The organism is Mesorhizobium erdmanii, assembly GCF_013170725.1.
GTDB classification, from domain to species: Bacteria; Pseudomonadota; Alphaproteobacteria; order Rhizobiales; family Rhizobiaceae; genus Mesorhizobium; species Mesorhizobium erdmanii.
The window spans coordinates 6475289-6490008 of the sequence record NZ_CP033361.1 but is presented as its reverse complement, the minus strand read 5'-3'; the positions used below and the strand labels follow the sequence as shown (position 1 = coordinate 6490008).

Genomic DNA, 14720 nt, shown 5'->3' with positions numbered 1-14720 from the left:
TGCCTGACGCCCTATTTGATCTGGGCCACCGCCATTGGTGGTGGACAGCTTCGCCGGCAGGGTCTTTCCTAGGCGCACGCAACGCCGGGAGTACCGCCATGCCCTTGACCCGCCGGACGCTGATTGGCGTCACTCTTTCGCTCGCAATTGCCCTCACGCCGTCGGCAATCGCCTTTGCCGCGTCGCCAGCGCCCGCCAAGGGCGAGCACGGCATGGTGGTCACCGCCCAGCATCTGGCCTCGGAAGTCGGCGTCGAGGTGCTGAAGAAGGGCGGCAACGCCGTCGATGCGGCGGTCGCCGTCGGCTATGCGCTCGCCGTCGTCTATCCCAACGCCGGCAATATCGGCGGCGGCGGCTTCATGACCATCCGCTTCAAGGACGGCAAATCCACCTTCCTCGATTTTCGCGAGCGCGCGCCGCTCGCCGCGACGAAAACCATGTATCTCGACAAGGATGGCAACCCGGTGAAGGGTGCGAGCCTCGACGGTTACCTCGCGGTCGGCGTGCCGGGTTCGGTGGCGGGCTTCGAGATGGCGCGCGAAAAATACGGCACGCTGGCGCGGCAGGACCTGATGGCGCCGGCTATCGCCTACGCCAAGGATGGGTTTGTGTTCGATCAGGGTGATGCCGCCTCGTTTGCCGGCAACGCCGACCGGCTGGCGAAGGATCCCGCCGCCGCCGCCATCTTCCTCAAACCCGACGGCAAGCCTTATGGCATCGGCGAGCGGCTGGTGCAGCCAGATCTCGCCGCCTCGCTTTCTGCGATCTCGGAGAAGGGCGCCGATGCCTTTTACAAGGGCGCCATCGCCGACGCCATCGTCAAGGCAAGCGGCGCCAAGGGCGGCATCCTGGCCAAGTCCGATTTCGAGCAGTATGCCGTGCGTGAGTTGAAGCCGGTGACCTGTTCCTATCGGGGCTACGAGATCATCTCCTCGCCGCCGCCGAGCTCCGGTGGCGTCATCATCTGCGAAATCCTCAACATCCTCGAAGGATATCCGCTGTCCTATCTCGGCGCCGGCTCGGCCGAGACGGTGCATGTCATGGTCGAGGCCATGCGGCATGCCTATGTCGACCGCAACTCGGCCCTCGGCGATCCCGATTTCGTCGACAATCCGGTCTCGAAGCTGCTCGACAAGAACTATGCGAAAGACATCCGCGGCAAGATCGATCCGTTCCGGGCCGGCGTGTCACAAGACTTGATGCCCAAGGGTTTCGGCGAATCGAAGGAGACCACCCATTATTCGATCATCGACAATGACGGCAACGCGGTGGCGGTCACCTACACGCTGAACGGTTCGTTCGGCGCCGGCGTCGTCGCCGACGGCACCGGCATCCTGCTCAACAACGAGATGGACGATTTCACCCAAAAACCCGGCGTGCCCAACCTCTACGGGCTGGTCCAGGGCGAGGCCAACGCCATCCAGCCGAAGAAAACGCCGCTGTCATCGATGAGCCCGACCATCGTCGCCAGGGACGGCAAGCCGTTCATGGTCATCGGCAGCCCGGGCGGTTCGCGCATCATCACCATCACGCTGGAGGCCATCGTCAACGTCGTCGACCACGGCATGAACATTCAGGAGGCGATCGACGCGCCGCGCATCCACCACCAATGGCTGCCGGACAAGATCTATGTCGAGCCGTTCGGACTTTCGCCCGATACCGAAAAGCTGCTGGCCGGCATGGGCTACCACCTCGATCTCGGCGACCAGACCTGGGGCAAGGCGGCGGGCATTCTCGTCGGCGGCAACAGCTTGGGCGAGATCGAGAAGGGTGGGGGCGCCCGCTACAACGGCGCCATCGACAGCCGCGCGGCCTCAGGCGAGGCGCTGGGATATTGATACCCGGACGGCCCCCTGGACGGGCGCCGGTTCAAGGCCTCGCAGGGGCCGTCAGGTAACCAGCGTTATGGTCGATGCGATCAGCATCAGCGCCGCGATACCGACGAACAGCGCATAGATGCGCGGCCTGTCGAGCAGCAGCGCATTTCCTGAAATCCAGGCCGATGTTGCGCCGCCCAGCGCGAAGAGGAACCCGTTGCGATGGCCAAAAGTCATCGACGCGGCCATCAGCCCGCCGATGATCAGGGCGCCAAAGACGATGATCACGGCGACCGCGTATTTCTCGAAATCATTGTTGCCGATTCCCGGCCCGATCGCGTTCAGATTGGGCAGGTCATCCGGGTCGAAGGGGTTCGCCGACCCGTATTCGTCTTGACCGATCGATTCTCGCATCACTCGTTCTCCGCTGACGGGCAACAAACCATCAACACTTGTCCAGTGCAACCCGATCGCACGCCCCTCTATGCGTTGGCCGTCATCTTCAACACGTTCCGGCGGCGCTTGTCACCGTTTTTTCGGACACCTGGCTCGAATGCAACACGCGTCCGTGCTCGGACGGTACGCCGCCATCCCATTCCATATGGACCGTGGTCTCGGGGAAAAGAAGATGGCGCCGATCAACTCGGCGCCGGCGTGCGCCGAGCGCTGCGGCGGGGAGTCGCAGCGCCCAGCCAGGTGGATTGTTGGCTTCCGGCTGCATCTTCAATCTTGACTATGAAAGTCATGTTTTATAGTCAACCGGCATGGGCCGCTCGAGGCCGGAGTTCGCGAACAGGCACGCCAAATTGGAAACAGACCAGCAGACCAGTCCTGCGGGGACAGGCTATCGTTCGCGCGGTTGGATGACCCGGCGCGGCGCGCTCGCGCTGTTCGGGCTGCCCCTGGCTGCCATCATGTCGCGACCAGCCGAGGCAAAGCCGCTACGTATCATCTGCCTGGACGACGGACTGGCGGAAACCTTGCTCATGCTCGGCGTCACGCCGGTCGCTGTAGCCGACCGCGAAGTCTGGGAGAAGTGGGTGGTCGAGCCGCCGCTGCCGCCCGAGGTTGCCGATATAGGCACGATCCTAGAACCCAACCTCGAATTCCTGCAGCAGCTTCGTCCCGACATCATCCTCTCTATTCCCTATCTCGACGGCATCAAGCCGCAGCTCGAACGCGTGGCGCCGGTGACGACGATCGGCATCTATACGCCAGACGGCCAGCCTTATCGGCGCGCCATCGAGGCGACCCGGCAACTGGCCACCCTCGTCGGCAGGGAAAGCGAAGGCGAAGCGCTGATCGCGGCGACGGAGACGTATTTCTCGGATGTCAGGCGGCAATTGGCGCCGCTTTCGGCGCGGCCGGTCTACATCGTCAACTTCCTCGATCCGCGCAATGTCCGCGTCTATGGGGAAAAGAGCCTGTTTCAGGCGGTGTTCGACCGTATCGGCATCCGCAACGCCTGGACAGGCGAGACCAATTACTGGGGATTTGCGACCGTCGGCATCGACGGGCTGGCGACGTCGGACGACGCGCGCCTTGCCTATCTCGAACCCTTGCCCGAAGGAGCGGGCAGCACGCTGACGCAAAGCCCGGTCTGGAACGCCATGCCTTTCGTGCGCAACCGCTCGATCATGCGTTTGCCCCCGGTGCTGATGTTCGGCACGCTGCCGTCGGCGAGCCGCTTTGCCAGGCTGCTGGCCGAGGCGCTGACAGCGGAGCGCGCCGGTGGCTGAACAGCAAGTAATCTCGTCCGACGACACCAGCCTTGTCCCCGCTCGGGCGTCGTCATCTCGCCTATCAGGCCGATATCCCTTGGGCGCGATCCTGCTTTGCGTCGTGCTTTTTGGCGCCGCCGCTGCCGCGACCCTCTCCAACATGTCTGTGCAATTGCCGCCGGCGCTCTGGCTCGATGCACTCGCCGGCCCCGATATCGGCGACATGCGGCAGGTGCTCGTCCATTACGCCTTCCTGCCCAGGCTTGCCGTCAGCCTTCTCAGCGGCGCTGCCCTCGGTCTGGCCGGGACGGTGCTGCAGCAGGTCCTGCGCAACCCGCTTGCCTCGCCGGAAACCGTCGGCGTCTCGGCCGGTGCCTATCTGGCGCTAGCGCTGGCGACGCTGCTTGCGCCGTCGCTGCTTGCCTACGGCCGCGAATGGGTGGCGCTCATCGGCGCGTTCACAGCCCTTGCCGCGGTCTTCGCGCTGTCCTGGCACAAGGGCCTGTCGCCGCTTTCGGTGGTGCTCGCCGGGCTTGTCGTCAGCCTCTATGCCGGCGCCATCGGGGCCGCCCTGGTGGTGATGCGGCATGAATGGCTGGCCAGCCTGTTCATCTGGGGCGCCGGGTCGCTCGGCCAGCAGGACTGGTCGACGGCGCTATGGCTGTTGCCGCGCCTGGGCGCCGCCGCGCTGCTGATCGGCCTGATGGTGCGGCCGCTGACCTTGCTTGGCCTCGACGATGAAGGCGCGCGCAGCCTGGGCGTTCCGCTCGGCGCCTATCGCTTCGCCGGACTGGCGGCGGCGGTCGCGCTCATCGCCTTTGTCGTTGCCGCCGTCGGCGTCATCGGCTTCGTCGGCCTCGCCGCAGCGACCCTTGCCCGCATCGGCGGCGCCCGTCGGCTTGGCCAGCAATTGGTGATGGCGCCGCTCATCGGCGCCGCCTTGCTTTGGGCCGCCGACCAGGGCGCGCAGGTCGCGACCGGGCCGCAGGGCGATCTTCTGCCGACCGGCGCGATGACGGCGCTTCTCGGCGCACCGCTGTTGCTCTGGCTGCTGCCGCGCCTGGCGCTCGGGCTGGAAACGCCAGCGCTCGGGTCACAGCATCTGCCACGCGCTGGTCGCTCGGGCCTCGTGCTCGCAGCGATCGGCGGCCTGCTGCTTCTACTGCTCGCATTGGCCTTGCTCTACGCACCCGGGCCGCATGGCTGGACATTCGCCTCCGGCGATCAGCTGCAGCCCTTGCTGTCCTGGCGGCTGCCCCGGGTGTGTGCCGCCCTTGCCGCCGGCGCCATGCTGGCGCTGGCCGGGCTGATGATGCAGCGGCTGACCGGCAACCCGATGGCCAGCCCCGAAGTGCTTGGCGTCAGCGCCGGTGCCGCGCTCGGCATGATGGTGGCGCTGTTTTCGCTTTCCGATGCCGGCCGCTCCGTCCAGACCGTGGCCGCAACCATCGGCGCCTTCGCCGCCTTGCTGGTGACGCTGGCAATCGGCCGCCGTGCAGCCTACGCGCCGGAACGGCTGCTGCTGGCCGGCGTCGCGCTGACCGCGCTGTTCGACGCGCTGATCCTGGTGCTCACCGCCACCGGCGACCCGCGCGCCATGCTTCTGCTCAACTGGCTCACCGGCTCGACCTATGGCGTCGACGCGGGTTCGGCCTTCTTCACCTCGACGGTTGCCCTTTGCCTGTTCCTGGCGTCGCCACTCTTCATGCGCTGGCTGGACATGTTGCCGCTCGGCTCCGCCGCGGTGCAAAGCCTTGGTGTGAACCTGCGGGCAACGCGGCTGCTGGTGCTCTTCATGGTTGCCGCACTCACCGCCGCCCCGACGCTCGTGGTCGGGCCGCTGACCTTCATCGGCCTGATGGCGCCGCACCTTGCGCGCCGCCTCGGCCTGTCGCGCGCGTTGCCGCAAGCGATCGGCGCGGTGCTCGTCGGCGCGCTGATCATGGTCTGCGCCGACTGGATCGGCCGCACCGCCATCTTCCCGCGTCAGATCCCGGCCGGCATCGTCGCCACGCTGATCGGCGGCCCGGTGTTGATGTGGCTCTTGCGCCGCAGCTGACTTTTTGCCCTTTGGAGATATCCATGCCCAAGTCGATGGCGACGCCCGCCCTGATCGCCGATACCACCGTCCATGACCTTCCGTCGGCGGGAGGTGGAGATCCCTGGCGGGTGTTCATTCATATACCATCCGAGCCGGCGCCGGAGGCCGGCTGGCCGGTGCTCTACATGACCGACGGCAATGCGGTCATCGGCACGGCGGTCGACGCCATGCGCGCACAAGCCTTCTATCCCTTGGGCACCAATGTCGGCTGGGGCGTCATCGTCGCCATAGGCTATCCCGGCGAGGGCGCCTATGACCCGCTGCGCCGCTCATGGGACCTCGGTCCGCCGCCCGGCAAGACCTATCCGCCCTTCTACGACGGCACGCCTGAGGTAAGGACCGGCGGGGCAGGAGATTTTCTGACCTTCATCGAGGATGAGCTGAAGCCGTGGGTCGCCGGCCGGACCAGGATCGACGAGAAGCGACAGGCGCTTTATGGCCATTCCTTCGGCGGCCTGTTCGCGCTCTACGCGCTGTTCACGCGCCCGCTTTCGTTCCGCACCTTCATCGCCGCCAGCCCCGCCATCTATTGGGAGGACCGCGCCATCGACCGTTTTCTCGAGCCTTTCGAGACGGCTGTCCCCGATGGCCTGCAGGCCGACGTGATCCTGTCGGCCGGCGAGTACGAGACCGAGAAGCTGGCGCCGTTCCAGATAGGGGCGCAAGACGAGGAAAAACGCCTGCTGCAGAAGAAGCTGACCCGCACTGACGAATTCGCGCGGGCAATGGCCGAGCGCCTCGACGCATTGCCGGGGATGCGCGCGAGTTTCGAATTGCACGCCGGCGAAAACCACATGTCGATCCTGCCGGTAACGGTCAATCGTGCGGTGCAGGCTGCGTTTGCGGTGCGGTAAGGGAATGCGGCCTTGCTGAACACCTGCCTCGGCAAGAAGCGCCTTGCGCCATCATTCCTGTGAAGGTGGGGCGCTCAATCGACGATAGGGGATGCCATCGAACCTTGCCGTCACAAAGTCCGTGACGGAGATCTTGCGCTTGCGTCCGTCGCTGCAGGCGTACATCGGCCAACCGGCGTCACTGCATTCGCTGGCTGCGCAAATACGCGCCAGGCAGTTACCGATAGTCAACCGGAAGCCGCCCTTGCCGGCGAAGCCTTGCAACAAGCTGCCGTCCGCCGAGCGCCATGTACGTGCGCGGAATTCCGCCCGCAACAGCGATGGTTCGAGAGGGATCGCAAGATTGGTTTCGCCGGCAAGCCCCGCGAACCGCAGACGGAAGCGCGCCATGGCGGTCGTGTATGCGGTCACGATATCCGATTCGCGAAAGTATGCGATCGGCAGGTTGGAACGGTCGAGCAGATGGGACTTACGCTCGCTTGCCTCTACCGGGGTCAGCAAGGCAACAAAGGTAAGAAAGGCGAAGCAGGCTCGCGACATTTTTCAGCAGCCATATCGATCTCGGCTTGCCGGTTTGCCCCCGGTTGCCCTCCAGCACCATCCCGCCAATCGTCGCTCTGCGCAAGCCGCTTGCTGAGGCAGCCCGTAAGGCGGCTGGGCGTGCAATTCGCAAGGCCGCCGCGTTAAAGCGATTGGGAGCCGAAGACGGTGACCCGCATCGATGAATTTGCCCGGACGATGGCGAGATGCCGTCGGCGTTGGCGGCAGGTAGGAACACTGCCGCCAGGGTTCCTTAGCCGAGGCGAGCCGGCGGCAGTTCGTACAGGTTGGCGCCGCTCTCCCGGCCGTGCTCGACATAGCCGATGACGCCGAACCACCGGGCGACATCAGGTCCCTGGAGCCAACTGCGCGAATGGACGGGAAGGTTGCCGGCCAGCGCCTGGATCTGCCTTATATGCCGCTTGCAGAAACGCACGGTCGAGGCGCGGAAGAAATCCTCCTGCGCGGCAAACAGCGTATCGGCGGCATCGCTGTTCTCATGCCAGGCGATGATCGCCACGGCCTTCTCGCCCTCGACAAGCGCGTGCGCCCGGCCTTCCTTCAAATTCATCATCAGATTGTCGTAGGCGATCTTGCTGTCCTTGCCGGCCGCCGCGTATTCGTCCGACATCCGCTTGGACAGGCCATGAAAGACATCCTCGAGATCCCCGAGCGTAGCTGCGCGTGCTCTCATTTCACCTCCTGCAGCCCCACCGCAAGTTTGCCCTAGGGATGGAGGATCACCAAGCAAATTGAATCCTGATACGGGGCAACGGGAGCAAAGTCGTTTCGCTTGGCGGGTCGCGAGCCGGCGCCAACCGATGGCTGGGATGTGATCTCGCCATGGGCGGCGTAGTGTCGCTGGCGGCAGGCCGGCACGCGCGAGCAATGGTCATGCGCAGGTCCGTCCCCTATGGTGTCGTTTTTCAGCCTGATCATCGTTCCGTGACCCCTTCCGCCTGTCTGCAAGCTACCCTCGATCTTATGTCTGAAGTCGATAGTGTTGCGCGCCCTGCGGATGCTGTCGTCTCGGCCTGGTTCCGTGCCCGACGCACTATCGGCGACAAGGAACGTGGACAAATTCTGGAGTTGCTCTACGCGCTTCTGCGGCACCAGGCACGGCTTGGCTGGTGGCTGGTCAAGCATGGGCGCGAGGATATGCCCCGCAACCGGCTGCTCGCATGGCTTACCCTCAAGGAAGGCAAGACATCAGATCAGGTCAAAGCCTTGTTCAATGGCGCGAAATTCGCGCCTGCCGTCCTGGTCGATCACGAGCACGCGCTGCTGGTCAAATTGCAGGGATGCACGATCGACCATCCCGGCATGCCGGAAGAGGTGCGCCTTGAATGCCCGCCCTGGGCGGCCGACCCCCTGCGGCGCCGTTTCAAAGAAGCGTTTGGCAACGAGATGGCCGCGCTTCTGACGTCGGCGCCGCTCGACCTGCGCGTCAATCCGATCAAGTCGACGCGCGAGACCATGCTTGGCGCGTTGAAAGATATTGGCGTGCGGGCGCGGCCGTCAGCCATGGCTCCTTACGGCATTCGGGTGGATGAGCGCCTCTCCCTGGCAGGCCTGCCGATGCTGAAAAGCGGCGAGGTCGAGATCCAGGATGAAGGCTCGCAGCTTGTCGCCATACTGGTCGATGCCCGGCCGGGCGACCGCGTGGTCGATTTCTGCGCCGGAGCCGGCGGCAAGACGCTGGCCATCGCCGCGCAGATGAACAACAAGGGCCACGTCGTCGCCTGCGACGTCATGGAAGGTCGTTTGAAGCGCGGCGCCGAGCGCTTCCGGCGGGCAGGGCTGCACAATATCGAGACCAGGCTTCTGGCCAGCGAAACGGATCGCTGGATCAAGCGCCACAAGGGCGGTTTTGATCGCGTGCTGGTGGACGCGCCATGCAGCGGCACCGGCACCTGGCGCCGCAATCCCGATGCGCGCTGGCGCGCCCGCGAGGAACAGGGTCTGGACAATCTCGTGGCGTTGCAGGCCCGCATCCTGGCGAGCGCGGCGCGTCTGCTAAAGCCTGGCGGACGGCTGGTCTACGCAACCTGCTCCATGCTGTCCGAGGAGAATGAGGAGCAGGTAGCCGCGTTCCTTGGCGCGCATCCCGCCTTTCGTGTCGTGCCGCTGCACGAGGCCGCGCCGCGGCTGACGAACTCATCTCATCCCGACTATCTGTCGCTGACGCCCGCGCGCAACGACACCGACGGCTTCTTCGCCGCTGTCATGCAGCGAGAGGCTTCACCTGCGCCAAGCGCGGGTTGACAAAGGACAAAGCGGAAGTAGGCCGGGTCTGTCGGCTCACTTCTTCGGCAGCGGCACGCCTTTGGTGGTAAACCTCTGCCCCCGGCCGATCGGCCGCACGGGCCGCTTGGTGCCGGCGGCCTTGCCGGTTCCGGGCGGCTGGTGGGCGGGGATGAGTTGGTCGGGGCGAGGGCCGATAAGGTCGGCGCGGCCCATCTCCTTCAAGGCTTCGCGCAGCAATGGCCAATTGTCGGGGTCGTGGTAGCGCAGGAATGCCTTGTGCAGCCGGCGTTGCCGCCCGCCACGAACGGTCTCGACCTTGTCGGTCGCGCCGCGCCGCACACCCTTCAGCGTGTTGACGCCGGTATGGTACATCGCGGTCGCCGTGGCCATGGGCGAAGGCAGGAAGGTCTGCACCTGGTCGGCGCGATAGCGGTTCTTCTTCAGCCAGAGCGCAAGCTGGAGCATGTCCTCGTCGGTCGTGCCGGGATGGGCGGCGATGAAATACGGAATGAGATAGTATTTCTTGCCGGCTTCCTTGGCCGCGGCGTCGAACATCTCCTTGAAGCGGTCATAGGTGCCGATGCCGGGCTTCATCATCTTGTCGAGCGGCCCGCGCTCGGTGTGCTCGGGCGCGATCTTGAGGTAGCCGCCGACGTGGTGGGTCACCAGTTCCTTGACGTATTCGGGGCTCTTGACGGCCAGATCATAGCGCACGCCCGAGGCGACCATGACCTTCTTGACGCCCTTGACCTCGCGCACCTTGCGATAGAGCCGGATCAGGTCGTCATGCGAGGTGTTGAGGTTGGGGCAGATTTCGGGGAACACGCAGGACGGCAGGCGGCAGGCCGCCTCGATCTTGGGATCCTTGCAGGCCATCCGGTACATGTTGGCGGTCGGCCCGCCGATATCGGAGATCACGCCGGTAAAGCCCGGGGTCTTGTCGCGGATCTTCTCGATCTCGCGCAGGATCGAGCCCTCTGAGCGGTTCTGGATGATGCGGCCTTCGTGCTCGGTGATCGAGCAGAAAGTACAGCCGCCGAAGCAGCCGCGCATCACCGTCACCGAGAACTTGATCATGTCCCAGGCGGGGATCTTGGCGTCGCCATAGGAGGGGTGCGGCGCGCGCGCGTAGGGCAGGTCGTAGACGGCGTCCATCTCGTCGGAGGTCAGCGGGATGGGCGGCGGATTGAGCCACAGGTCGCGGTCGCCATGGCGCTGGACGAGCGGGCGGGCATTGCCGGGGTTGGCCTCGCGGTGCAGCACGCGCGAGGCGCGGGCATAGGCGTCGCGGTCGCCCTCGACCTGCTCGAAGGAAGGCAGCCGGATCACCGTGTCGCCGGGCTTGCGGGTCGCACCCTCGTCGGCGGAATCGAGGTCGTCGGCGTGCAGTTCCGTGAAATGCTCGGGCACGCGGCGGAACAGGGCGACCCCCCTGACGGAGTCGAGTTGGCGTGGCGTCTCGCCGGCGGCAAGCCGGTTCGCCACCTCGACGACAGCGCGCTCGGCATTGCCGTAGATCAAAAGGTCGGCCTTGGCATCGGCCAGGATCGAGCGGCGCACCTTGTCGGACCAGTAGTCGTAGTGGGCGATGCGGCGCAGCGAGGCTTCGATGCCGCCCAGCACGATAGGCACGTCCTTGTAGGCCTCGCGGCAGCGTTGCGTATAGACGATCGTGCAGCGGTCCGGCCGCTGGCCGCCCTCGCCACCCGCCGTATAGGCGTCGTCATGGCGCAGCTTGCGGTCCGAGGTATAGCGGTTGACCATCGAATCGAGGTTGCCCCCGGTGACGCCGAAGAACAGCCTCGGCCTGCCCAGTGCCTTGAACGGCTCCGCCGACTGCCAGTCGGGCTGCGAGATGATGCCCACCCGGAACCCCTGGGATTCGAGCAGACGGCCGATGATCGCCATGCCGAAGCTCGGATGGTCCACATAGGCGTCGCCGGTGACCAGCACGATGTCGCACTCGTCCCAACCGAGCGCCGTCATCTCGGCGCGGCTCATCGGCAGGAACGGTGCTGCACGTCCGGTAGGGGGCTTGACCCGGGCTAGCGGGGTCACGTTCTGTTGGGCGCTGGCTATGGTTTCCATGGCCGCGACGTATAGGCCGGCCCCGATGCGAATTCAATGAACCTCGATCTGGGCTCCGCAAAGATCGCTCTTTCGCACGGCGTAGGGGCTCGTTCCAGACAGGACCATGCCACCCAGTGTTTTGAAGCCGAGTTTACGCATCAGGCGAATGAACGTCCGCAATGCGTCTCGTTGTCCTGAAGGTGATGGTGCCCAGAGGCGGAAAAGGCAGAACGCAGAAAAAACCGAGCAAAATCAATTGCGGGCCCGACCTTGATTTGCTGCCTGTGTAACACCGATGTGGTGCAAAGTCGAATATGTTCGAGCACGTATAAACCGGCTGGCAGTCATACGGTGTCTTTTGACGGATCTACTCCGCCCCTCCCGTTTCGTTTAGTCAGTGCAACGGCGAAAGGGCCATTTGTGCTCAGCTCATCTTCCATCGCTTTCCTCCCTTCGATGATGGCCAACGCTCGATCCGCGCGTGAGGTTCAATAGGGTGAAATTCGTCAGGAGAGTCAGGTCATGGAGTTGACCGACATCCCGATCCGAGCCAGATATCTTACATTCATCCGGCACTACTAAACCAGAGAGACGCACTTTTATGAAGCAGCTTGGTTGGGCTCGCCTGTTGACGGCGGCGATGGCGGCTTGCATATGGTCGGTTGATACGCACGGTCAGGAGATCGAATACACACGAACGAAGGATTGGGTAATTACATCGGCCGGAACAGTTTGCACTGCGCGTAATTTACATGAAGACGAGCAAAAGAAATCTGGATTGATAGTAATAAATATAGAGTATGATTTTTCTAAGTCAAATAGTCAGATTCCGGATGTTTTGCTGTACCACCCGTCTTTTTCAAGGGTAAAAGGAACAAGTCAGTTTAAATATAATTTAATTGATGGAAAGAAAATAATTGAGTCAAGTTATCCATACCTAAGACTTGACGACGAATATCTGAAAAAATCATCTGATTATCGTATAAGATTTAACTGGAGCAGATCCATTTACAATATAAATTCTAGCGATATATTCCTCAAGGACTCTGAAGGGCGCGGCCCGCAGCTTCACGGAAAGACTACGGGGCTTGTTGAGGCCGTCAACATCGTTCTAAAGTGCGCCGCAGGTAGCTATCAAAATCGGCCTCAAAGCGTTATTAAGCAGGAAAAAGAAATAACCGAGACAATGTTATTTTGCGCTCAGCTCCCCCAAGCGCTTGCCTATGATTGCGGGGCGGCAAATCGGGATAATCCTTCTGCGAAGGTTATGTCATATCGGGACTTCCTCTTGGATGAAAACCAGCTGCTCTATAGGCCGATACAAGTAGAGGGCATGGTCGGGCGGACCAAAGACGGCACTTATGGCATATATGATAAAAACGGAGAAAACGGACGAATCCTGATTCTGGATCGCGCTCCGAGAGATGATCGGGGAGCCGTCCTGGATAAGTGTTCGGAGGGCTGTGACGCGGTAGTCACGGGTCGCCCAACCCCTATCGGACTATTTGCGACGGGTGTGGCGGTCGTCGATTAGTTCAGCCTCGCCTCCCGGCAGCTCAAGGAATGCGTCGAGTTCCGAGATCTGCGCCACGGCCAGCTGATCGCCCGGCACATCCTGGCGCGCGGCATTTGCTATGCTGGCGACAGGCTGTGTAGCGGTCGGGGTCGCCGACGAGATGGTAGAGCCGCCCAGACTCAGTCTCAACGATCTTCGCATGGCTTTCGTAGGCGACGATAGGCTGGTCACCCATCTGCCGAAGCAGCAAGCGCGGACATCAAGCTGGCGCTATCAGATTCTGTAGCAACTCAGACATCTTGGCCCCCATCGGGGCCAAGCCGGTCGGAGCTAAGTTATTGATTCTAGTTGATTTCTTGACAAAGGAAAATATTCCTGTTATAGTGGTCGCGGCGAGCTGCGTCGGCTGACGCGGTTAGGCCAGCACTTAACAGGAGATCAAAATGCCTATGACAGACCGACCCGGCACGATGTGTCGGCAGCCAGCACAGTACACCGAAGGGGGCCGAAAGGCCCCTTCTTCATTTAGGGAGGCGCTTCAATGAATGTCGCCTCAGAGACAACGCCCTCGCTGATCGTCTTTGGGCGCGACGAGACCAGCAAGGCTCATGCGTCGGTCTTCCTGCTGCCCGATGTCGAAGCCGCCGAAGGGGCCGCCAAACTGATGGGAATGCATTCGCACCGCCTTGAGCCCGGCGAGGCCGCAGACATCGCCATGCGCCTTCCGCGTGGCAAGCTCTTTGACAGCGGCAAGGCGTTCGTGCCGTTCGTCAAGGGGGATCTGTATACCCGCATTGCGGCCCTAGCAGGCGTCGCTGACGAGCCGCGCCAAGCCTCGACCGGCACCGATGACCCCGAAACCGCCGAAAACGCTTCAGCGGGCTCGCCTGAGGCCGGAAAAGGCCCTGCCGACGACGGGCAAGGGGCCGGTTCGGGCGACGGGGGCTCACCCGATCCATGGGCCAAGCTGACGGTCGGCGATTTGGTGCTGGCGTCGGAAGGTCCCGACGAAGGCTACTTCGAAGCTCGGATCATGAAAGCCAAAGCCAAAGGCATCTACACCCTGAAGTTCCGCGATTACCCAGAAGCCCCGTCGATCGATCGCAGCTACTACCAGCTCGGCCTGATCCACCCCCGGCAACTGGCCAAGAAATAACTCGACCTCGCAACGGGCTGGGCTCGTCCCGGCCCGTCACCCTTCAGCGACTCCCATCAAGGAACCAAATCATGACCTGCTCAACAGAGCGCGTCGATCAGGCCAGTGCGGCCCATCGGAGGATGCGCATTCGAACTCTCAACGACCGGCTACGGAAGACCGGCGTCGGCGGCCGAATGGTGATGACCGCCGGTGTCGCCGCGTTACCTGCCACCGAGATCGTCGCCATTTTGCTGGCTATCTCAAGCTTTGACGCCTTCGATGCAGCTAACGACCCGTGGGGCGAACACGACTGCGCGCTCCTGCACGTCGGCGAGCGACAGCTGTTCTGGAAAATAGATTGCTACGATCGGAAGCTGGCGAACCTGTCGCCGGACCCGGCTGACCCCGCCGTTACGACCCGCGTCATGACCGTCATGCTGCCGGAGGAATACTGATGTTCTCCGCTGCCCTGGGCAGGGCTTGGCTCCTGCCGAACGCGATATTTGATCAACCGGGGGCACTCTGCTCGTCACCACTGGGCCTTATTGTTAGAATATGGCGTCATCAGTTCCAGATAATTCCTACCGTGAGCTTCGGCCACCTCGTAGACGGTTATCACTATCGGATTGCGTTTGCCCCGTTAGAGGACGCTCAGATACTGCTGGCCGAAGCCGGAACGTGCTTCAACCTTTGCCTGAGGAAGACCTTTTGCCTTC

Annotated in this window: 12 protein-coding genes; 8 read left to right on the top strand and 4 right to left on the bottom strand. The window is 63.2% G+C overall.

The features are described from left to right. Positions 1-98: 98 nt before the first annotated feature. Entirely contained in the window at positions 99-1838 is a 1740-nt protein-coding gene (gene ggt, locus EB233_RS31135; protein ID WP_064990631.1) for a gamma-glutamyltransferase, read from the top strand. 51 nt (positions 1839-1889) lie between these two features. On the opposite strand, the gene EB233_RS31130 is transcribed toward ggt, so the two are convergent. Beyond that, a complete protein-coding gene (locus EB233_RS31130; RefSeq protein ID WP_080511918.1) occupies positions 1890-2231 on the bottom strand; it encodes a hypothetical protein in 342 nt (113 codons plus the stop codon). A 449-nt stretch (positions 2232-2680) separates the two neighbouring features. Here EB233_RS31130 and EB233_RS31125 point away from each other — a divergent pair, with 449 nt between their 5' ends. Genes EB233_RS31125 through EB233_RS31115 form a run of 3 tightly spaced genes read left to right on the top strand, consistent with a single transcriptional unit; the run spans position 2681 to position 6493 of the window. Continuing rightward, positions 2681-3556, top strand: coding sequence for an ABC transporter substrate-binding protein (locus EB233_RS31125; protein ID WP_064990633.1), 876 nt, complete (start codon positions 2681-2683; stop codon positions 3554-3556). Next, the gene (gene fhuB / locus EB233_RS31120; protein ID WP_081294175.1) at positions 3549-5597 is read left to right on the top strand and encodes a Fe(3+)-hydroxamate ABC transporter permease FhuB; all 2049 of its coding nucleotides are present in this window, start codon (positions 3549-3551) and stop codon (positions 5595-5597) included. The genes EB233_RS31125 and fhuB overlap by 8 nt, the downstream gene beginning before the upstream one ends. A 23-nt stretch (positions 5598-5620) precedes the next feature. Continuing rightward, positions 5621-6493: an alpha/beta hydrolase gene (locus EB233_RS31115; protein WP_064990635.1), complete on the top strand. Its 873-nt coding sequence runs from the start codon at positions 5621-5623 to the stop codon at positions 6491-6493. A 51-nt stretch (positions 6494-6544) separates the two neighbouring features. Here EB233_RS31115 and EB233_RS31110 read toward each other — a convergent pair whose 3' ends face one another. Both EB233_RS31110 and EB233_RS31105 read right to left on the bottom strand, forming a co-directional pair. Next, a complete protein-coding gene (locus EB233_RS31110) occupies positions 6545-7033 on the bottom strand; it encodes a hypothetical protein (protein ID WP_064990636.1) in 489 nt (162 codons plus the stop codon). Positions 7034-7286: 253 nt separating this feature from the next. After that, positions 7287-7727 carry a hypothetical protein gene (locus EB233_RS31105; protein WP_027055510.1) on the bottom strand — a complete coding sequence of 147 codons (441 nt, stop codon included), beginning with the start codon at positions 7725-7727 and terminating at the stop codon, positions 7287-7289. A gap of 290 nt (positions 7728-8017) precedes the next feature. Between EB233_RS31105 and EB233_RS31100 the strand changes: the two genes are divergently transcribed. After that, positions 8018-9298: an RsmB/NOP family class I SAM-dependent RNA methyltransferase gene (locus tag EB233_RS31100; RefSeq protein ID WP_244277716.1), complete on the top strand. Its 1281-nt coding sequence runs from the start codon at positions 8018-8020 to the stop codon at positions 9296-9298. Positions 9299-9334: 36 nt separating this feature from the next. Here EB233_RS31100 and EB233_RS31095 read toward each other — a convergent pair whose 3' ends face one another. Further along, positions 9335-11368, bottom strand: coding sequence for a YgiQ family radical SAM protein (locus EB233_RS31095; RefSeq protein ID WP_064990637.1), 2034 nt, complete (start codon positions 11366-11368; stop codon positions 9335-9337). 583 nt (positions 11369-11951) lie between these two features. Here EB233_RS31095 and EB233_RS31090 point away from each other — a divergent pair. The 3 genes from EB233_RS31090 (at position 11952) to EB233_RS31080 (ending at position 14459) form a co-directional block, all read left to right on the top strand. After that, positions 11952-12884: a hypothetical protein gene (locus EB233_RS31090; RefSeq protein WP_155765381.1), complete on the top strand. Its 933-nt coding sequence runs from the start codon at positions 11952-11954 to the stop codon at positions 12882-12884. A 523-nt stretch (positions 12885-13407) separates the two neighbouring features. Then, on the top strand, positions 13408-14022 hold the full coding sequence (locus tag EB233_RS31085) for a hypothetical protein (protein ID WP_064990639.1): 615 nt from the start codon (positions 13408-13410) through the stop codon (positions 14020-14022). Between the two features lie 71 nt (positions 14023-14093). Beyond that, positions 14094-14459: a DUF3768 domain-containing protein gene (locus tag EB233_RS31080; protein WP_064990640.1), complete on the top strand. Its 366-nt coding sequence runs from the start codon at positions 14094-14096 to the stop codon at positions 14457-14459. Positions 14460-14720 lie beyond the last annotated feature (261 nt).